Origin of the sequence: Phyllobacterium sp. NPDC097923 (assembly GCF_044760925.1) — a bacterium.
Lineage (GTDB): Bacteria > Pseudomonadota > Alphaproteobacteria > Rhizobiales > Rhizobiaceae > Phyllobacterium > Phyllobacterium calauticae.
The window spans coordinates 136,343-156,598 of sequence record NZ_JBIWBL010000004.1; the positions used below are offsets into that span (position 1 = coordinate 136,343).

A 20,256-nucleotide genomic window follows, 5' to 3' on the forward strand; every position below is an offset into this window, starting at 1 on the left:
GTTGAACTGCAAAACGCTCCTGGGATGCATGCATCCCAGGAGCGATTGTGCCGGAGATAGCATATTGACAGACCGCCACGGGAAGGTTGTTGAGGTCCAGCTCGCCCCCGTCACCGAAGCCGTCAGGGCCCTGGTGACGTCGCTTGAACTTGGTCCAGAGCAGTTGGATTTTGTTGCAAGCAATACGGAATCCCTGGATGAGGCCGCGCTTGATGCGGATGCACGGCCGCGCGTCGTGATGGCCGGGGACCGCGTCGTCGGTTTCCTGATGTACGAGGCGCCCGCAGACGATGATGAGGCGACGATCTACCGTTTTATGATCGATCGTGCCTCTCAGGGCAAAGGCTATGGCAAAGCTGCCTTGCGCAAGGTGCTGGACGAAATCAGTGGCCTTGGACACGTGCGGCACGTTTCGATCTGCTATGAACCGGAAAACGAAGGTGCGCGGCACCTCTATCGCGCCGCAGGCTTCGTGGAAGAAGGATTGGACGAAGACGGAGAAATGATTGCCGATCTGGTTCTGCCGACGCAGACAGTTGATCCGTGACATACCCACCCCGCATCTCCGCATCTCCGTCAGCAGAATTAACCCTCCTGGAAGCCATGAATGGCATTGCACCGGAGGGTGTCCGGGTCGGATGCCGGACTATCCGTGACGGCGATGAGGCCTGCCTGCTGCCGCGGGAAGTACACTCCATATCGTCACGCCACCCGGCCAGGCGCCGGGCCAGTGGCGCAGCGCGGCGGGTCGCACATGGATTGCTGGCGGAACATGGCTTGAACGACGTTGCGATCCTGCGCGCGTCGTCCGGTGAGCCGGTATGGCCCACGGGGATGACAGGTTCTCTGGCCCATGACGAGGAAATGGCTGTAGCCGCGGTTGCAGCTCTTTCAGCCAAGATCGGCTCAATCGGCATCGATGTCGAACCTGCCACAGCGCTCCCGGATGATATTTTTGCGCTCGTTGCAACCCGGGACGATGTGACAGGCGCGGTGGAGCCAAGCCTTGCCGGCCGTGTCCTGTTCGCAGCCAAGGAGGCTGTCTACAAGGCTGTGTATCCGCTCGACCATGACATGCTGGACTATCACGATATCGCGGTGGATTTGAACGCAGGCCACGCGATGACCAGCACGGGACGCAGGGTGAGCCTCACATACTGCATTGCGCCAAGAGTGGTCGCCCTCGCCCTTGTTCGCGGCAGTGCTCCGGTCGGGTTCGCCTGACCCACCCCGCCCACGCGACCGGACGATTTAGTCGAGTGAACCGGATATCCGTTGGAATTTGACCGCAATCCCCACGTCAGATCACCATCTCGGGGCGCAATGGTTTGCTGCCGGCTGTCAACCATTTTGCAAAATTGATCATCCGTTTTTCCACGACCACAAATACGGCCCAAGAGACTAAAATGGTGAGAAGAACACACAGACTCATAACAAGCAGGTCGCTCCATTGCCCGGTCAATGGAAAAACCCGGTAGACAAGCGTACAGACGATCCAATGGAACAAGTATATCGAATAGCTGATCTGACCAAGGAACGAGAGGAACGCAACGTTTGGTCGCGCGCTCGAGACCGCAGCAATGAAAACAACCGCCGCGAGCCCATAGGCTCCCAGCACCGGTTGCAATCCGGTGATGACAAAACCATCGTCACGCCCAAGTGAAAAATCTGATATTGCCGCTATTGAAGCGAACTGAACACAAAGCAGGCCGATCGCTGCAAGCCCGGCATATCTAACCTTTTCCATGATGGCGAGACGCAGCAGCAAACCGCAGAACAAGAATGACAGATGCAACCCGATATATTGGACGGGAATGTTTGCAGAGAAATAAAGCCGGGCCAAAATCGGCAGAGCTGTCGACGCTACGAGGAGAAGTCCAAACGCAAAGATCGCACGAAAATCAAAGAGCAATCCGGTTGCAAACAATGCGGCAGCCAGGAAATAGAACACAAGCTCGATGAACAATGTCCAGTAAATACTGGACAGCCAGGCTTTCCCGAACAGGGTCGGTGCCATCGTCAAGTTCGCCGTGATCGTCGCAAGGCTCGGCGTGTTCCCATCGTTCCAGTACAATACCGTCAGCGCGGCAATCGCAACCCATAGCGCCGGGTACAGCCGGAACAGGCGCGATATCGCAAATCTCTTGAGAGGCCGATCGCCGCGAATGCTGAACGGGACAACGAAACCACTGATCAGAAAGAATAAAACGACGCCGAACCGTCCTAAGTCGATATTGTCAATCGATTGGCCAGCGAAGCTGAACAAAGCTCCTGGTCTAGCAGCACTACTGCGCAGCATGTCGCCGAACATATGTTGAACCAAAACGGAGAGCGCAGCGATAGCCCGCAGGCCATCGATATGGGATAGTCGGTTTAAAGACATGGTTCATCATTCAGCAGTTAGAGAAAATTGTCGGCCTAAAGCAACGAACCGTTACCCGACCCCCCAGCCAACACCGCGTATTCCCCTGAAATTTCGCGTCATGTTGTAGTCTTTGAATATTCTTGTTTCACCCTACCAGCCAGTTGTTACCTATTGCGCCGATAGTTCGGTCAGTTGTCTTAACCTGTTGTAACGAATTTGATAGCGGAGCGCTGAGCATTTGCAGCGAGCTTTTCAAGCGGTGTCAAGCGGTATTGAGCATGATAGCTTATTACGACCGGGTTTGTTCTTGTCGTTGAAACAATAGGTCAAGTTCAAATCGCAAAAGCGACCGATAAGTCTCCCGCTCCGGCGCAAGCCAAGCATGTCGAAGAAATAATGCCGTGGGTTGGTCCAAAGCCCATCTCATCTCTCTTCATCGCCTTCACTGCCAACGGTCCGCTTTTAGCGAAACTGTACGCGCGCGCCTAACGCGAGAGCGCCTGGCTTGGATAACGCAGTGTCGGATCAAAGGGATTGAGTTTCGCACTGATCGCAGTGGCTTCTGACTTCAAAAGTTCTGTCATCGTAGCGCGGCGCGCATCAGTCAAACGATCGGACAGTGTGCCGATACTAAGAGCGGCGACTGCGCAGCCCCTGTTGTCAATGATAGGCACGCCGAGCCCCGCCATGCCCGCTATCATGTCAAAATTGATGTGCGCAGCCCCCAGACGCCGCACTTCCTCTATCTTGATACGCAGATCAACTTCATCGATCTGCGAACGATCCAGAATGCGTGGCATATTGAACTGAATGATTGCGTCACGCTCCGGTTCCGGCAAAAAAGCCAGGATTGCAATACTTCCTTGGCCGATCCCAAGGGGCACCTTCCCGCCGATATCGCCAGTAAAGGACCGTATTGGAAACGGCCCTTCCACGCGATCGAGGCAGACAGCATCAAAGTTGCTGCGAACGAGAAGAAACACCGTGTCGTTCAGGGTTGCCGAGAGCCGAAGGAGCGACGGCCGTGCAATCTCCAGAATACCGTCGCGGCGGCGTGCCTGAGCCGCCATTGAAAAGAACTCAAGGGACAGGCGGTATAGTTTACTGCCTGGCAATTGCTCGACCAGGCTCTCGGCAACCAGTGATTTCAGCAAGCGGTGGGCCGACGGTTGATTCAACCCGACAGTCAGGGCCAGCTCCTTCAGCCGCATGCCTTCTGCTGGCCCCTGCGAAAGCGCCCTCATGAGATTTACCGCCTTGTTCAGGCTGGTGCTTGTTTCAATCTGCTGTTTCATTTCCACGACCATTTTTCTGAAAATTAGCACAGTAATTTTGTATTTCAGAATTTTTATTAATTTTATTCCAAAATACAATATTTCATTTGATGAACCCTTCGGATTTGGGTCACTAATAGTGAAACTGCCACAAAGCAACCACGATGGCGGATCTGAATTCAGGGGATTACGGTATGGGATTCTTACACCTCGAACGGGTTTCCAAACTTTACGGAGAGTTTGCTGCCGTTCGTGATTTCGATCTGGAAATCGAAAAAGGCGAGTTCATTTCGCTGCTGGGGCCGTCCGGTTGCGGCAAGACAACAACCCTTCAGATGATCGCCGGACTGGTGGCGCCGACAACCGGCAGAATTGCCCTCGACGGCCGGGATATCACGCGGGAGAAACCGGCCAGACGCGGGCTCGGCGTGGTCTTCCAGAGCTATGCGCTCTTTCCGCACATGACCGTCGCGCAGAATGTCGCCTTCGGACTGGAAATGCGGAAAATTGCGAGGGCCGAGCGTGACAGACAGGTTGCGGAAATCCTTTCGCTGGTTCAGCTGACCGCCCTCGCCGATCGCTATCCGCGCGAAATGTCCGGCGGCCAGCGCCAGCGGGTGGCAATTGCCAGGGCTCTCGTGATCAAGCCGCCCGTACTGCTTCTCGATGAACCTCTCTCAAATCTCGACGCCAAACTGCGCGAAGAAATGCAATTCGAATTGCGCCGCATTCAACGCGTCGTCGGCATTACCACAATCATGGTGACCCACGATCAGGCGGAAGCGTTGTCGATCAGCGATCGCGTCGTGGTGATGGAAGGTGGAAAGATCACACAGGTCGATCATCCCTACAGCCTGTACGAACACCCGAAGAACAATTTTATTTCCTCGTTCGTCGGCAAGTCGAATTTTCTGGCCGCCCGCGCGGTGAAAGAAACCGCTGGTGTATCGCTGCTCGTTGACAACACGGATCTGAAAATACCGGCAACGGGAAACTATCCGGGCGGCGAACTTTGCCTGTCGGTCAGGCCGGAAAAGATCCGCTTGACGGATCCCGCCGGCGGTATGCTGCGTGGATCGATATCGAGCCGTTATTTTCTTGGAAACCAGTGGCTTCTCAGTGTTGCGACGCCAGCGGGCGAAATATCCGTCTCGGTGGCCAATCTGGGCGCTCCGCCGCCATCTGAAGGAGAGGTCACGGGCCTCGCATGGAACATAGAAGAATGCCGGATACTGGCCGCTGAGCAGGAAGGCATTCTGCAATCATGACAGGCGCAGCGACCAGACCATCGCCGCGCCTGCCGGCACCATTCTTTCTTGCTGCACCGGCCACATTGCTGTTCGTGGGGCTTATCCTCTTACCCCTCGCATTGACGGCCGTTCTGTCATTCAATGTCTATGACTACAGCAGCGGCGTTCAGAACCGGTACACAACGGCAAACTATCTGACCGTTCTCCAGGATCCCTATTACCTCGCCATATTCTGGCGGACGTTGCGTCTTGCCTTGCTCACCACGGTGATCACGGTCCTTTTGGGAACACCGGAGGCCTATATTCTCACTTGCATGGGCAAGCCGTGGCGCTCGATCTTCCTGCTGGTCATCATCGGGCCGCTTTTGGTGTCCGTCGTTGTCAGGACCTTTGGCTGGAGCATGCTGCTTGGCCGCGATGGTCTCGTCAATCACGCTCTGGCCATGCTCGGTCTCGAACCGGTACAGCTGCTTTATACGGAAACGGCCATCGTCATCGCGCTTGTGCATATCATGCTGCCGTTCATGGTCATTCCCGTGTGGACGGCCTTGCAGAAGCTTGATCCGACGGTTGAAGCCGCAGCATTGTCGCTGGGCGCTTCGCGGTTTACCGCCTTGCGGCGGGTTGTCTTTCCTCAGGCAACGCTCGGCATTCTCTCTGGCAGCCTGATCGTTTTCGGGCTTTCGGCCAGTGCCTTTGCCATTCCGGGCCTGCTTGGCGGTCGGCGGCTCAAAATGGCTGCAACGGTGGTCTACGATGAATATCTGATCGAGCTGAACTGGCCGCTCGGAGCGGCGATTGCGATCATCGTGCTGCTGGCAAATCTTGCGATCATGCTGGCTTACAACCGCATGGTGGAGCGTCAGGCAAAGCGGAGGCTCGGATAACGCCATGCAGAAGAACGGTCTCTTTGCCCTCGCATTTCACAGCCTGATTGTCCTCTTCGTGCTTGCACCCCTGATTGTGGTCTGCCTCGTTGCCTTCACGCCTCAGAACACGCTTTCCCTGCCATGGGATGGCGTGTCCCTGCGGTGGTTTTCGGCGGTCTTCCATCATCCCGACTTCGTCGCTTCATTTTGGAACAGTGCACGCCTGGCACTCTTCTCGGCAACCATCACTACGACACTCGCCGTACCGTCAGCGCTCGCTATCACCCGGTATTCATTCAGAGGCCGGGACGCGCTCAATACCCTGTTTCTGTCGCCCCTCATCATTCCGCATCTGGTGATTGGCGTGGCCTTCCTGCGGCTCTTCTCGTTCATCGGCGCAACCGGTTCTTTCGGCTGGCTCGTGGCTGCCCATGTGATGGTGATCATGCCCTATGCCCTTCGCCTGATATTGGCCGCCCTGAACGGCATGGACCTCAGCGCAGAAATGGCGGCGCGTACACTTGGCGCCGGTGAGTGGACCGTGTTCCGGCGGATTACCTTTCCGATGCTCCTGCCCGGCATTAGCGGCGGATGGCTGCTCGCCTTCATCAACAGCTTTGACGAACTGACCATGTCGATCTTCGTGACTGCACCATCAACCGTCACCCTGCCGGTGCGCATGTACATGTATGCGAGCGAGTCGATCGATCCAATGATGGCCGCCGTCTCGACCCTGATGATCGCTTTGACGGGCGTCACCATGATCATACTCGACAGGTTGTTCGGGCTTGATCAACTGCTGGTTGGAAAAGGCTGATGGCGGCACATCATTCCCGGTCGCAGTTTCAGCGCCACTTCCGACGCGATGAAGCGCCCATCCCATTCACGATCGATGGCATTGCATATTCCGGACGGCGCGGCGACACGGTTCTCGTGGCGATCATGTCCGTAACAGATCGCCTGCGCCAGAGCGAGTTCACCAATGAACCGCGTGCAGGGTTCTGTCTTATCGGAGCGTGTCAGGATTGCTTCGTGACCCTTGCCTGCGGAACGCGGGTGCGGGCGTGCACCACGCCTCTCGAGGCGCAGATGGCATTCATAACAAGAGAATCCGGCAATGAATGATACGTCACCCACCGTGATTGTCGGAGCTGGGCCCGCAGGAATCTGCGCCGCAAAAACGCTTGTCGCCGCAGGGTTGCGGCCGATCGTGATCGACGAAGGTTTGCGTGCCGGTGGTCAGATCTATCGCCGTCCGCTCCTCGATGACGGCCGCAGTGCAACAGATCTCTATGGCTCGGAAGCGGCCAAGGCCACGAGACTGCACCGTGAATTCGATGCTCTGCTCCCGTTCATCGATTACCGTCCGCAGACATTGGTCTGGAATATTGCGGACAATCAGCTCCACCTCATGGCCAAGGGAGATCATCAGCAGATCAGCTTTCAAAATCTGATCCTTTCGACTGGCGCCACCGACCGTGTGCTGCCTTTTCCCGGCTGGACTTTGCCGGGCGTCTACACATTGGGCGCAGCCCAGACCGCACTGAAAGCACAGGGCTGCACCATCGGCCAGAAGGTCGTCTTTCTCGGATCGGGTCCGCTTCTCTACCTTGTCGCCTGGCAATATCTGAAGGCCGGCGCCAACGTGGCCGCTGTACTCGACACAGCTCCGTTCACTGCCAAGCTCAATCTTCTCTCCGCATTCCGGTTCGATCCGCGTCTCGTGCTCATCGGCATGTCCTATGCGGCAAGGCTCGTTCGCCGCGGCGTAAAGCTTCGCTACAATGTTCGCCCAACGGGTGTGGAAGGCTCTCAACATGTCGAGGGGCTGAGTTTTAAATCCGGAGCAAAGACACATTCCATAGCGTGTGACGCAGTTGCGTACGGTTTCGCGCTTCGTCCCGAAACACAATTGGCAGACCTTGCGGGCTGTTCATTCCGCTTTGATGACAGGGATCGTACGTGGTTGCCGGTAACGGATGAGACCGGCCGCACGAACCGCAAGGGCGTTTACCTCGCCGGTGATGGCAGCGGTATTGCTGGTGCCGATGCCGCGGAGATTTCAGGCGAACTCGCCGCCCTCGCCCTGATCCAGGATTCCGGAGCGGCGGCTGATCCCGTGCGAATGTCTGTGCTTGTGGAAGCACGCCGGCGGAAAGCCAAACTGAGAGATGCACTTGAAAAAGCATTTCCGTTCCCGGAAAACTGGTTTGAACAGGTTCCGGGCGAGACAAAACTCTGCCGCTGTGAGGAAATCACCGTTTCCTCCGTTGTCGACACGGTGCTTGGAAACGACCTTCGTGAGCTCAACCGGCTGAAAGCGCTGAGCCGCGCGGGTATGGGTCGCTGTCAGGGCCGCATGTGCAGCGCGGCTTTGGCTGAAGTTCTTTCATCCACGCAAAAGCTCACTCTAACGGAAATCGGTCGCTTGCGGGCGCAAGCGCCGGTCAAGCCACTGCCGCTGTCTTTGCATGAGGGTGGGGAATGACCCGGCGTCTCTCTGCAGATGTTGCGATCATTGGCGGCGGCTTGGTCGGCAGTTCCGCCGCCCTTGCGCTGCGCTTGGCTGGCTTGTCGGTCATCCTCATCGACAAGGGCTTTTGCGGGGCGCAGGCAAGCGGCGTCAACTATGGGGGCGTGCGGCGTCAAGGCCGCTCCGTAGCTCAACTCCCGCTCTCGCAACGTGCCCACCAGATCTGGCCGAGATTGAAGGAGTTGATCGGGATCGAAGGAGAATACCAGCGCAGCGGGCATCTGAAACTCGCACGCACGCCGGAGGACTTCGCAAAGCTCGAACACTATGCGGAAACCGTAAAATCCTTTGGTCTTGATCTCGAACTGTACACCGGCGCGATGGCAAAAGCCCGTTTTCCATGGCTGTCCGGAAACATCGCCGGCGCTTCGCTGTGTCCGGACGACGGACAGGCCAATCCCCGGCTGGTATCGCCAGCCTTCGCCAAGGCAGCACGGGATGCCGGGGCGATTGTCCTTGAACAGACCACTGTCCATGCGGCGGTGCGCGCAAATGACGGGTTTGCCCTTCAGGCGGGGGCGGACTGTGAAATAACCTGCCGCTTTCTCATCAACAGTGCCGGGGCATGGGCCAACAAAATTGCCGCCGACTTTGCCGAGCCCGTGCCGCTCTCCCGCATATATCCTTTAATGGTCGTGACCGAGCCGCTTGCACCGCGGCTGCCCGTAAGCCTAGGCGAGGAAGGCGGCGGTTTCTATTGCCGGCAGGTGACACGCGGAAACTATATCATGGGCGGCGGGCGTGGTTATGCCCTTGCCGATCCTGATTTTTCCCGTCCATCCACCACGGCTGCGCAATCCGTCATGAAACGGGCCACCACGCTTTTCCCGCATCTTGCCGGCGCGCACGTGATCCGGTTCTGGTCGGGGACGGAAGGCCAACTTCCCGACAACAATCCTGTTATCGGCCCAAGTGGCACGACACCGGGCCTTTTCCATGCATTCGGTTTTTGCGGCGCCGGTTTTCAGGTGGCACCGGCGGTTGGCACCGTCCTGTGTGATCTCGTCACATCTGGCGAAACTGCAACGCCGATCGACGCCTTTTCGATCGAACGCTTCAGAAACATGTCTTCACAACACAACGAGAAAAAGGGAACTCACAATGAAACAGTTGAATAATTGCCTGGTATCCATGATCGCTCTGACAGTCGCAGGATTAACCACCTCGCACGCTCAGGCTGAAACGAAAACGCTCTACGTCGGAATGAATGGTGGAAACTACGAACGCGCATTCTCCCAGGACGTCTTTCCTGAATTCGAAAAGGCCAATGACGTCAAGATCGTCGTCGTGCCCGGAACATCCGCCGATATTCTCGCCAAGGCGACGGCAGCCAAAGACAATCCGCAGATGCATGTCATGTTTCTGGACGACGGTGTCATGGTCCGCGCAATCGGTACCGGACTTTGCCAGAAACTGCAGCCTTCACCGGTTCTAGAAGACATCACGCCCGGGGCACGCATGAAGGACGACATGGCTGTCGGCATCGATATGGGCATGACGGGTCTTGCCTACAACAAGCAGATGTTTGACCAGAATGGCTGGAGCGCACCCACATCATGGATGGATCTTGCCGATCCCAAATTCAAGGGCAAGGTGGTCTTCCAGTCGGCTTCCGTCTCGACGTTTGGTCTCCATGCATTTCTGATGTTCAACCGCATCCAGGGCGGCGATGAGAACAATGTCGAACCGGGATTCGAGAGATTCGCTGATACAATTGGCAAGAATGTCCTGGAATATATCTCCAGCTCGGCAAAAATTTCGGAAATGGTCCAGACCGGCGATGCTGCGATCTTTCCGCTCACGCCGACTGCCGTCAACAATCTGAAGGAGAAGGGTATTCCGGTTGAATATGCCCAGCCAAAGGAGGGATCAGTTGTGCTGACGGTTTCCGAATGTGTGATCGCAAACAATAGCGAGCCGGAACTCAGCCAGAAACTGGCCCAATATCTTCTCTCTGCCGAGGCGCAAGCCAAGGCGCTGGACAAGGGGAACATCGTCCCTTCAAACGTCAAAACCCATGCAGGAACGGCTGGAGGCGAAGAAAAGCTGACTGCCTTTCAGACCTATATGAGCAATGCTAGGGTTGTGGATTGGGACGCAATCAACAAGAACCGGCCCGAATGGAACAACCGCTGGAACCGCAAGATCGAGCGGTAATCCATGGTGGTGGAGCGCAGCATCGATCAAGGCTGCGCTCACCGCTTTGATGGACGAAAGGCCGTACCGTCAACCCGCCGGCACCACCCGAGCGGCTGCAACTTTTATATCGTCGATCAATCGGCTGACAAACATGTCCTCCATCCGCTCGTGAAGGACGTAAATTCCCACATTGAACCGCTCAAGCACATTCTCGTCTTCGATAATGACGGGATAGACGTCCCGTTGCCTGAACGTGTGTGACATCACTGCCGAGTGACAGAAGACGGCGTCAGTCTCCTTGATGTAATCAAGGCAAGCCGCCAGTGAGTTGGAGGCAAACGCAAACTTGTAGGCATTGGAAGCGACGTCCGCCCGTTCCCTGACATTGTAGCCAAAAAGCCTCAGGTGCCTTGTTTCCGGAGAGTTGCTCACCACAGCCGGATATTCCTCCAATTCGGCCAGTTTCCGCGGTTTGCCGAGCAAAGGATGACCCGCCCGGACAAAATAGCCATTGTGCACCTGTGTCAGCGGGATGAAGGTCGTCCCCGTATCCCGCGCCATACCCTTCACCTCATGGCCGATGAAGAGTGAGGTATCGCCGGAGAGCAGTTGATCCATGCAGCGCAATTGATTGCCGATGCTCACGTAAATCGGCGCATTTGGATTTTTCTGGCGATAATCGAGGATGAGGTCCTTGAGAAAAAGCGACCACCAGGAATAGCCGGTGCCGATATTCAAACCTTGCTCGCGGCGTGCGCGCTGCTCCTCGATGGATGCGATCGTATTGTCGTAGAGGCGGCGCATGACGCGGGTGTTCTCGTACAACGTCTCGCCGTAGCTGGTGAGGGTAATGCCGCGTGATGTGCGCACAAACAGCGGCACGCCAAGGGTATCTTCCAGCTTTTTCATGTTGAACGTCAGCGTGGGCTGGGTCACGAACAATGTGGTTGCCGCCCCGCTGATGGTGCCGGCTTCCGCAATAGCAAGAAACTGCTGGAGTACCTTGTCCATGATATTTGCTCCCTACAAAGACTGGCAGATGGCTGCCGGTTCGTTTGCTTCCGGCGTCAACACGGCGATGACTCTACTTCATGATATAGATTTTATCTATAATACGATGCTCATTTCGTATTTTTCCATAGTCTGGTGAACTGTTACTGTTGCATGCCGTCATCCGGTGAGGAGACCGATGCCGGCTCGTTTCAGTGGGAGGCACTATGAACGGACAAATCGACAGGCGTCATTTTCTCAAGGCGACAAGCGCATTGCTGGCAATGGGAGCCATGGGAAGCCGGATGGCCTTTGCAGAAGGCAGCAATCTGCGTCTCATTTTCTGGGGAAGTCAGACGCGAGCCCAAGTCACCAACGCAGCCGCCGACCTTTACGGAAAAAGAGAGGGCGGCAGCATTCAAAGCGAGTTCCTGTCATGGAACGACTACTGGCCAAAATTGGCTACGCAAACCGCCGGCGGCAACGCGCCGGATGTGCTGCAGATGGATTACCGCTACATCGTCGAGTACGCCGCGCGTCAAGCGATTGCGCCGCTCGACGAGTTCATCGGCAACGCACTCAATCTCGGTCAATTCGACAAGGATCAGCTTGCGGGCGGCTCGGTCGGTGGAAAACTGTATGGCATCAGTCTGGGTGCCAATTCATGCGCAACAATGATCAATACGGATGCTTTTAAGGAAGCAGGCATTGCAGTCCCGACAAACGCCCTCACCTATGACAGTCTTCGCGACATTGGCGCGGCGTTCAAGAAAGCCAATATACGCGGCGGTATCAGGGCGATTGCGGATACATCCGGACTGGAACCAGTTCTCGAGAATTGGCTGCGGCAGCGTGGCAAGGCGCTCTACACCGCAGACGGTAAACTTGCATTTGATGCCGACGATATCGTTCAGTGGTTCAAATTGTGGACCGAGCTGCGCGCGGCCGGAATCTGCGTGACCGCGGAAGACCAGGCGCTCGACACTGGCTCGCTCGAGACCTCGATGCTTGTGACCGGCAAGGCTGCGATGTTTCCTGCAAATTCCAACCAGCTTGTCGCCCTGCAGGCACTCGTCAAAGACAAGCTCGCACTGTGCGGTTATCCGCGCGTCGCGGCAACCACGGGCGGCGGCCACTACCGGAAGCCCGCCATGCTGTTCTCCGTCGCCGGTTCATCCAAGCAAAAGGCGGCAGCGGCCAAGTTCATCAGCTTTTTCGTCAGCGACCCCGATGCCGCCAAGCTGCTCGGTACAGAGCGCGGTATCCCCTGTTCGGCTGCCGCACGCGAAGCCATTGCAGCAACCCTCGACGAAAACAGCCGTATGGCGCTCGACTTCGTGACCAATCTCGGTGACCTGCTCGGACCAATTCCTCCGTCACCGCCGAAAGCTGCAGGGGAGATCGAACTCTCTGTCCTCAGAACCCTCAGCCAGGAAGTCGCATTCGGGACTAAAACACCAGAAAATGCCGGACCTGAATTTGTTGCGCTTGCCAATGATCTGCTGAGCAGGGGCTGATCATGGATATCACCGCCTCTAATCCAGCTGCCCGCACAAACCGGCGGGCAGCGACAGGAGAGTTTTCACGCGGTTTAGGCACCAGGGAGCGCTACGGTTATCTGTTCCTGGCTCCCTGGTTCATCGGTTTCTTTGGCCTGTCGGTCGGGCCGATGATCTGGTCCTTCTATCTGTCATTCACAAACTTCGACCTGTTGACCGATCCCAAATGGGTCGGCGCCAGCAATTACATCCGTATGTTCACGACCGATCCGAAATTCATGACGTCTATGCGTGTTACGCTGTTCTTTGTCGTCCTGTCCGTGCCCCTGAAACTGATCGCGGCTTTGACCGTCGCCCTGCTGCTCAACCGCGGTATGAAAGGCTTGCCGATCTACCGCGCCCTGTTCTACCTGCCGTCGCTTTTGGGAGCCAGCGTGGCAATCGCCATACTGTGGCGGCAGATCTTTGCGGGGAACGGGCTGGTCAACAAATTTCTGGCGCTCTTCGGAATCGCCGGGCCAAGCTGGATATCCAATCCCTCCTATTCGCTCTGGACGCTCATCATCCTGTCGGTTTGGCAGTTTGGCTCACCGATGATCATTTTTCTCGCCGGCCTGCGGCAAATTCCTGCAGATGTCTACGAGGCTGCCAGCCTTGACGGTGCCGGACGCTGGCGGCAGTTCATCAAGATCACCCTGCCCCTGCTGTCCCCGGTGGTTTTCTTCAATGCGATCATTCAGACCATAGAAGCATTCAAGAATTTTACGCCGGCCTTCATTATCTCCGGCGGCACCGGCAATCCGATCAACTCGACCCTGTTCTATACGCTTTACCTCTATCAGGAGGCGTTCGGCTTCTTCCGCATGGGCTATGCCTCGGCGCTTGCCTGGGTTCTTCTTGCGCTCGTGGCGATCTTCACCGCCTTTGCCTTCCTCACAGCGAAGTATTGGGTGCACTATGACTGACACCGCAAAGCAACCGGCTGTATCGGCAGAGGCGTCGCAGAACGCGCGAAAATATCTGACATTGGGCGCAACGCATATCGTCCTGATCATCGCCTGCGTGGTGATGCTCTATCCACTTCTATGGATGCTGTCGGCCTCGTGCCGTCCGGAACAGGAGATCTTCACATCGGTCAGCATCTGGCCGTCATCCTGTCATTTTGATGCCTATGTCCGCGGATGGAACGGACTGAAGGTCGGTTTCGAGACCTTCTTCAAGAACTCGCTCGTTATTGCGCTCTTGTCAGTGGTAGGCAACGTGCTCAGTTGCTCCATGGCGGCTTATGCCTTTGCCCGGTTGGAATTCCGGGGGCGCAGCTTCTGGTTCGCCCTCATGCTGATGACGATGATGCTGCCCTATCAGGTCACGCTCATCCCGCAATATGTGCTGTTCCGGCACCTCGACTGGGTGAATACCATCCTGCCGCTGGTTGTCCCGAAGTTTCTCGCGGCCGACGCATTCTTCATCTTCCTGATGGTGCAGTTCTTCCGCGGGCTGCCGAAGGAGTTGGATGAGGCCGCCATGATGGATGGCTGTTCGCCCTGGCGGATTTACTGGAAGATTATCCTGCCGCTTTCAACGCCGGTGCTGGCAACCGCAGCAATCTTCACCTTCATCTGGACCTGGGACGACTTCGTCGGCCCCCTGATCTATCTCAGCGATATGCGGCAATACACCGTGATGCTGGGGCTTCGCACCTTCACGGACTCAACCGGCATTTCCGACTACGGCAGCCTCTTTGCGATGTCGGTTCTGTCCCTTGTGCCGATCTTCGCCTTTTTCCTCTTCTTCCAGCGCCTTCTGATCGAAGGCATAGCAACCACAGGAATGAAACGATAAGCCATGTCCCATCTGAATTTTGCAGCCATTGGCATCAATCACAGCCATATCTATGGCCAGGTCGAGTGCCTGAAACGAGCAGGCGCACGGCTCGTCTCCTTCCATGCACGGGAAGATGATCTTGCCGCCGCATTTTCCAGCAAATTTCCGGAAGCCATACGCGTTGCCGATCCGCGCGCGATTTTCGATGACCCGTCCATCCAGATCATAACGACAGCCGCAATTCCCGCCGAGCGCGCCGCGATATCGATTACCGCGATGCAGCACGGCAAGGATGTCCTGTCCGACAAGCCGGGAATGACAAGCTTTGAACAGCTGTCGGACATTCGCGCTGTCCAGAAGGCCACCGGGCGAATATACAGTGTCCTGTATTCCGAGCATTTTGAGGTGCCGGCCACGGTCAAGGCGGGCAGCCTTGTCGCTCAAGGAGCGATTGGCGAGGTTATCAACACCGTCGGTCTCGGGCCCCACGCCATCCGCAACAACCACCGGCCTGACTGGTTCTTTGACAGAGCGCAATACGGTGGAATCCTCTGCGATATCGCCAGCCATCAGTTTGAACAGTTTCTGTTCTTTTCCAATGCGATCGACGGGGAAATCATTTCGGCCACCGTTGCCAACCGGGCCAATGCCGGTCGGCCCGGCCTGCAGGACATCGGCGATGTCCACATGAAGACAGAACGCACATCCGGCTATGTCCGCGTTGACTGGTTCACGCCGCAGGGACTTCCCACCTGGGGCGACGGTCGCCTGACCATCCTCGGCACAGAAGGATATATCGAGCTTCGCAAATATATCGACATCAACGGACGTCCTGGAACAGACCACCTTTTCCTGGTCAATGCGGATGGTGTCCAGCACCTGGACTGTATGGCCGTCGACCTGCCCTTTGGGCGGCAATTCCTTGAAGACGTGCGCAACCGGACCGAAACGGCCATGCCACAGGAACGCTGCTTCAACGCCATGAAACTTGCCTTGACCGCTCAGCAACTGGCCGAGCGCGGTACGGAGTGGAAACAATGACACGTCTCAGAACAGTCGCCGTCGTCGGATGCGGTATCGGCAGAAGCCATATTGTCGAGGGCTATGTCCCCAATGCCGACAAATTCAGGCTTCTCGCCATCTGCGATATAAACGAGGAAAAAATGCATGCGCTTGCGGATGAATTCTCCGTCGAGCGCCGGATCACTGATTTCGACGAACTGCTGGCCATGGACGATCTGGATATCATCGATATCTGCACGCCGCCGAAACTGCACTTCCCGATGGTCATGAAGGCGCTGAAGGCAGGAAAACACGTCATCTGCGAGAAGCCACTCGTCGGGTCGCTGTCCGAGGTGGATCAGGTTATCGCCCAGGAGAAATTGTCCAAGGGCCGCCTGATGCCGGTGTTCCAGTACCGCTTTGGTGATGGGATCGAGCAGGCAAAGGCCATTATCGACGCCGGCATCGCCGGAAAACCCTTCATCGGTTCCGTCGAAACATTCTGGACGCGCGGACCGGACTACTACGAGGTGCCATGGCGCGGCAAATGGGCAACGGAACTCGGCGGCGTGTTGATGACGCACGCCATCCATCAGCATGATCTGTTCAATTATCTGATGGGGGATATCAAACGTCTGTTTGGCCGGGTCGCCACCAGGGTCAACAAGATCGAGGTGGAGGATTGCGTCACCGCCTCGATCGAACTGACCAACGGCGCGCTTGCCAGTTTCACCGCCACCCTGGGCTCGGCCGATGAAATCACCCGTATCCGTCTCACCTTCGAGCACGTGACGTTTGAAAGCGACCACGAGGCCTACAACCCCGGCGCAAAGCCCTGGGTTATCCTGCCACGGGATCAGGCAACGAAGGACAAGATCGACGCCCTCCTCAAAGACTGGAAGCATGTTCCATCGCGCTTCGAGACACAAATGGCGCGGTTCTTCGATGCGCTTGAGAATGATAGCGTGCTTCCGGTGACAAGCGCCGATTCACGCAGGGCACTCGAACTGGTCACCGCATTCTACTATTCATCACTGACGCACCAGGACGTGGAGCTGCCCATTCCGAACGACCACCCGAACTATGAAAGCTGGGTTCCCGCCGCATTCCGTCAGACTGATGAGGTCCCGCATGGCAACCGCAGTTGAGCTTCAGAATGTTGTAAAGAGCTACGGTAATCTTCAGGTCATCCACGGCGTCAACCTGACGATCGATCCCGGCGAATTCACCGTCTTCGTCGGTCCGTCCGGTTGCGGCAAGTCGACATTGCTGCGGATGATCGCAGGTCTTGAAGCCATCAGCGACGGGGATCTGCTGATTGACGGCGAGCGCATGAATACTGTCACGCCGTCAGAGCGGGGAATTGCGATGGTTTTTCAGTCATACGCGCTTTACCCCCATATGAGCGTCTACAAGAACCTTGCCTTTGGTCTCGAAACCGCGCGGCTGCCGCGGGCTGAAATAGCAAAACGGGTTCAGCGGGCCGCTGAGATTCTGCAAATTGAACCGCTGTTGAACCGCAAGCCGAAGCAGCTCTCCGGCGGGCAGCGTCAGCGTGTTGCCATTGGCCGCGCCATTGTGCGCGAACCGAAAATCTTCCTGTTCGACGAACCTCTCTCAAACCTGGACGCGGAACTGCGGGTTCAGATGCGCGTGGAGATCGCCAAACTCCAGCAGCGACTGGGTAACACGACGATCTACGTCACGCATGACCAGGTCGAGGCGATGACCATGGCGGACAAGATCGTTGTCTTGCGCGATGGCAGGATCGAACAGGTCGGTGCGCCCCTTGATCTGTACAATCATCCGCGCAACCTGTTTGTCGCCGGCTTTATCGGCTCGCCGAAAATGAATTTCCTGCAGATATCCGCCGCAGAGATCGGGGTCGATGCTGACGCAACTGGATCAGCAGCGGGCGGGCGGCCGGACATCCCGATGACACTGGGGATCCGTCCTGAACATATCACCATCGACCCCAATACCGGTGCCTCCCTCGGTCCGTTGAAAGTCGTGCTGGTCGAGAGCCTGGGCGGTCAAACCGTGGTCTACGCAACCGCGGCGAACGGACAAACCATTACGGTTGTTCTCGATGGACAGGTCGCCGTTGGAGAAACGCTGGAGGCCTTTTTCGATCCGGCCAAGGCCCATCTTTTTGCGGCCGATGGCAATGTGGTGGCGGGCGCCCGACTGCCGCAGATCATAAAGCTCGTTTGATGGAAACGGACGGTCTGGCGCGGATGGCCGTCCCGCGTCAGACCGCTTGCCATGCTCCGCTTTGCCGGTATTAATCCGTACATGGCATTCACACTCCGGCAATTGCAATATTTCGTCGCCGTCGCGGAACAGGGCTCGATCACCCGTGCCGCACAGAACCTGTCGATTTCGCAGTCATCCATCACCGAAGCCATCAAGGAGCTGGAAACCGATCTGGGCGTCGAGCTGTTCGAGCGCCACCCGCGCGGCTTGCACATCACCTATAACGGCCATCAGTTCCTGCGCCACGCCACCAAGATACTGGCCGATGTTTCCGATGCGCGCCGCTCCTTCTCCGAGGACAGGCCGACCGATGCCGGCAAGCTGCAATTGGGTGTCACCTCGCTCGTCGCCGGTTATGTCCTGTCCGATCTGCTCGCCCGCTATCGCCGTGCGTGCCCGGGAGTGGAGGTCAGCGCCATCGAGGACAATGGCTCTTATCTCGAGCACCTGTTGATCGGCGGCGAGCTGGATGTCGCCGTCATGGTCATTTCCAACCTGCGCGACCGCATGGCCCTGCAGGCGGAAATCATCGAGACCTCGCCCTACCGGCTCTGGCTGCCGCTTGGCCATCCCCTGGTCAGCGCCGATATCATTTCCATCAATGATATCGCCAAGGAACCGCTGATCATGCTGACGGTCGACGAAATCGAGGAGAACACCGGCAAGCTGCTGACAGCACTGGGCGCCCGCCCGCACGTCGCTTTCCGTACCCGGTCCGTCGAAGCGGTCCGCAGCCTCGTGGCAACTGGCGCCGGCATCGCGCTATTGCCAGATCTGGTCTACCGCCCCTGGTCGCTGGAAGGCGACCGTATCGAAAGCCGTGACGTATCCGGCGCGCTCCCGGTGGTGCAGGTAGGCATGGTCTGGCGCAAGGGATCCAGCCTGCCGCAAGCGGCGCGTGACTTTGTCGGCATCGCCGAAGCGCTGCGCAGCGGCCGCACTCGATGATATCGGAAAAACCGATAGCGCCCTTCTGATTAATGAATTTGCGAAAGCGGCAAAAGAGAGGCACTTTTTCTCCCGGGAACACACGCCGCAAAGGCGGCACCACAATCGGGAGACTCGAGATGAAGCAGTTTCTGAAATCCTGCACAGCGCTGACCCTTTCGCTTGCCTTCTGCACGCAGGTCATGGCTCAGGAGGCCTTGAAGCAATTGGGCAAGGGCGAAGGCGAACTCTCCATCGTTGCCTGGGCCGGCTATATCGAGCGCGGCGACACCGACAAGGCCTATGACTGGGTTACCGGCTTCGAAAAGGAAACCGGCTGCAAGGTCAGCGTCAAGACGGCAGCCACATCGGACGAGATGGTGGCGCTGATGAACGAAGGCGGCTTCGATCTCGTAACCGCTTCCGGTGACGCCTCGCTGCGCCTCGTGGCCGGCAAACGCGTCCAGCCCATCAACACTGATCTTATCCCGAGCTGGAAAACAATCGATAAACGCCTGCAGGATGCTCCTTGGTACACGGTCAAGGGCGTGCATTATGGTGTGCCCTATGTCTGGGGTCCGAACGTCCTGATGTACAATACCGAAGTCTTCAAAGGTAAACCGCCAAAGAGCTGGAACGTTGTCTTTGAGGAAATGACCCTGCCGGACGGCAAGTCCAACAAGGGTCGCGTACAGGCCTATGACGGTCCGATCCATATAGCCGACGCCGCCAACTACCTGATGTTCCACAAGCCGGAACTTGGCATCAAAAGCCCCTATGAGTTGAACGAAGACCAGTACAAGGCAGCGCTCGAGCTGTTGCGCGGGCAGCGCAAGCTTGCCGGACGTTACTGGCACGATGCGATGATCCAGGTCGATGACTTCAAGAATGAAGGCGTTGTCGCTTCCGGTTCGTGGCCATTTCAGGTCAATTTGCTGAAGTCGGAAAAGCAACCGGTTGCTTCGAATTTCCCGGAAGAAGGCACAACCGGTTGGGCTGATACGACCATGCTGCATGCGGAAAGCACCCATCCGAACTGCGCCTATATGTGGATGGAACACAGCCTTTCCACAAAGGTGCAGGGCGATGTTTCCGCGTGGTTCGGCGCCAACCCATCCGTCGGTGCAGCCTGCAAAGGCAATGAACTCCTCACGGACGAAGGCTGCGCCACCAACGGCTACAATGATTTTGACAAGATCAAATTCTGGAGGACGCCGGTTGCCAAGTGCGAAAGCCAGAGCGAATGCGTGCCGTATCACCGCTGGGTATCCGATTATATCGGTGTCATTGGCGGCCGCTGATCCCGGGTGTCACGCTGCGGTGCCTGG

Annotated in this window: 20 protein-coding genes; 17 read left to right on the forward strand and 3 right to left on the reverse strand. The window is 57.0% G+C overall.

What is annotated here, in order from left to right; genetic code table 11:
• Window positions 1-64: 64 nt before the first annotated feature.
• Entirely contained in the window at window positions 65-547 is a 483-nt protein-coding gene (locus ACIQWS_RS19035) for a GNAT family N-acetyltransferase (protein ID WP_403182951.1), read from the forward strand.
• A gap of 56 nt (window positions 548-603) precedes the next feature.
• On the forward strand, window positions 604-1,224 hold the full coding sequence (locus ACIQWS_RS19040) for a 4'-phosphopantetheinyl transferase superfamily protein (protein WP_346308237.1): 621 nt from the start codon (window positions 604-606) through the stop codon (window positions 1,222-1,224).
• 76 nt (window positions 1,225-1,300) lie between these two features.
• Here the strand turns inward: ACIQWS_RS19040 and ACIQWS_RS19045 are convergent, their stop codons facing one another.
• Both ACIQWS_RS19045 and ACIQWS_RS19050 read right to left on the reverse strand, forming a co-directional pair.
• Entirely contained in the window at window positions 1,301-2,383 is a 1,083-nt protein-coding gene (locus ACIQWS_RS19045) for an acyltransferase family protein (RefSeq protein ID WP_403182955.1), read from the reverse strand.
• A 467-nt stretch (window positions 2,384-2,850) separates the two neighbouring features.
• Window positions 2,851-3,660, reverse strand: a complete 810-nt coding sequence (locus tag ACIQWS_RS19050) for an IclR family transcriptional regulator (protein ID WP_346308272.1) — start codon at window positions 3,658-3,660, stop codon at window positions 2,851-2,853.
• Window positions 3,661-3,833: 173 nt separating this feature from the next.
• On the opposite strand from ACIQWS_RS19050, the gene ACIQWS_RS19055 reads away from it, so the two are divergent.
• From ACIQWS_RS19055 to ACIQWS_RS19085, 7 genes are read left to right on the forward strand one after another with little or no spacing between them, the layout of a single operon-like run.
• Window positions 3,834-4,907 (forward strand): ABC transporter ATP-binding protein, encoded by a 1,074-nt coding sequence (locus ACIQWS_RS19055; protein ID WP_403182962.1) that lies wholly within the window; start codon window positions 3,834-3,836, stop codon window positions 4,905-4,907.
• Window positions 4,904-5,776 carry an ABC transporter permease gene (locus tag ACIQWS_RS19060; RefSeq protein ID WP_403182965.1) on the forward strand — a complete coding sequence of 291 codons (873 nt, stop codon included), beginning with the start codon at window positions 4,904-4,906 and terminating at the stop codon, window positions 5,774-5,776. Before ACIQWS_RS19055 ends, ACIQWS_RS19060 begins: the two co-directional genes overlap by 4 nt.
• A gap of 4 nt (window positions 5,777-5,780) precedes the next feature.
• Entirely contained in the window at window positions 5,781-6,575 is a 795-nt protein-coding gene (locus tag ACIQWS_RS19065; RefSeq protein ID WP_403182968.1) for an ABC transporter permease, read from the forward strand.
• The gene (locus ACIQWS_RS19070) at window positions 6,575-6,883 is read left to right on the forward strand and encodes a (2Fe-2S)-binding protein (protein WP_346308242.1); all 309 of its coding nucleotides are present in this window, start codon (window positions 6,575-6,577) and stop codon (window positions 6,881-6,883) included. Before ACIQWS_RS19065 ends, ACIQWS_RS19070 begins: the two co-directional genes overlap by 1 nt.
• Window positions 6,876-8,246 (forward strand): FAD-dependent oxidoreductase, encoded by a 1,371-nt coding sequence (locus ACIQWS_RS19075; RefSeq protein ID WP_403182973.1) that lies wholly within the window; start codon window positions 6,876-6,878, stop codon window positions 8,244-8,246. Before ACIQWS_RS19070 ends, ACIQWS_RS19075 begins: the two co-directional genes overlap by 8 nt.
• A complete protein-coding gene (locus ACIQWS_RS19080; protein WP_403182976.1) occupies window positions 8,243-9,409 on the forward strand; it encodes an NAD(P)/FAD-dependent oxidoreductase in 1,167 nt (388 codons plus the stop codon). The genes ACIQWS_RS19075 and ACIQWS_RS19080 overlap by 4 nt, the downstream gene beginning before the upstream one ends.
• Window positions 9,410-9,422: 13 nt before the next feature.
• Window positions 9,423-10,448 carry a polyamine ABC transporter substrate-binding protein gene (locus ACIQWS_RS19085; protein WP_403183649.1) on the forward strand — a complete coding sequence of 342 codons (1,026 nt, stop codon included), beginning with the start codon at window positions 9,423-9,425 and terminating at the stop codon, window positions 10,446-10,448.
• Between the two features lie 69 nt (window positions 10,449-10,517).
• On the opposite strand, the gene ACIQWS_RS19090 is transcribed toward ACIQWS_RS19085, so the two are convergent.
• On the reverse strand, window positions 10,518-11,441 hold the full coding sequence (locus ACIQWS_RS19090; RefSeq protein ID WP_403182978.1) for a LysR family transcriptional regulator: 924 nt from the start codon (window positions 11,439-11,441) through the stop codon (window positions 10,518-10,520).
• A gap of 206 nt (window positions 11,442-11,647) precedes the next feature.
• Between ACIQWS_RS19090 and ACIQWS_RS19095 the strand changes: the two genes are divergently transcribed.
• The 8 genes from ACIQWS_RS19095 to ACIQWS_RS19130 all read left to right on the forward strand — a co-directional run bounded on the left by ACIQWS_RS19095 (window position 11,648) and on the right by ACIQWS_RS19130 (window position 20,229).
• Complete coding sequence (locus tag ACIQWS_RS19095) at window positions 11,648-12,937, forward strand: ABC transporter substrate-binding protein (RefSeq protein ID WP_403182982.1); 1,290 nt, start codon at window positions 11,648-11,650, stop codon at window positions 12,935-12,937.
• A gap of 2 nt (window positions 12,938-12,939) precedes the next feature.
• The gene (locus ACIQWS_RS19100; protein ID WP_403182986.1) at window positions 12,940-13,884 is read left to right on the forward strand and encodes a carbohydrate ABC transporter permease; all 945 of its coding nucleotides are present in this window, start codon (window positions 12,940-12,942) and stop codon (window positions 13,882-13,884) included.
• A 103-nt stretch (window positions 13,885-13,987) separates the two neighbouring features.
• A complete protein-coding gene (locus ACIQWS_RS19105) occupies window positions 13,988-14,761 on the forward strand; it encodes a carbohydrate ABC transporter permease (protein WP_403183652.1) in 774 nt (257 codons plus the stop codon).
• Between the two features lie 3 nt (window positions 14,762-14,764).
• On the forward strand, window positions 14,765-15,784 hold the full coding sequence (locus tag ACIQWS_RS19110; RefSeq protein WP_403182989.1) for a Gfo/Idh/MocA family protein: 1,020 nt from the start codon (window positions 14,765-14,767) through the stop codon (window positions 15,782-15,784).
• The gene (locus tag ACIQWS_RS19115; RefSeq protein ID WP_403182992.1) at window positions 15,781-16,893 is read left to right on the forward strand and encodes a Gfo/Idh/MocA family protein; all 1,113 of its coding nucleotides are present in this window, start codon (window positions 15,781-15,783) and stop codon (window positions 16,891-16,893) included. The genes ACIQWS_RS19110 and ACIQWS_RS19115 overlap by 4 nt, the downstream gene beginning before the upstream one ends.
• Window positions 16,877-17,959, forward strand: coding sequence for an ABC transporter ATP-binding protein (locus ACIQWS_RS19120; protein WP_403182995.1), 1,083 nt, complete (start codon window positions 16,877-16,879; stop codon window positions 17,957-17,959). Before ACIQWS_RS19115 ends, ACIQWS_RS19120 begins: the two co-directional genes overlap by 17 nt.
• 81 nt (window positions 17,960-18,040) lie before the next feature.
• On the forward strand, window positions 18,041-18,949 hold the full coding sequence (locus ACIQWS_RS19125; RefSeq protein WP_223614295.1) for a LysR family transcriptional regulator: 909 nt from the start codon (window positions 18,041-18,043) through the stop codon (window positions 18,947-18,949).
• A 119-nt stretch (window positions 18,950-19,068) separates the two neighbouring features.
• The gene (locus tag ACIQWS_RS19130) at window positions 19,069-20,229 is read left to right on the forward strand and encodes an ABC transporter substrate-binding protein (protein WP_346308254.1); all 1,161 of its coding nucleotides are present in this window, start codon (window positions 19,069-19,071) and stop codon (window positions 20,227-20,229) included.
• Window positions 20,230-20,256 lie beyond the last annotated feature (27 nt).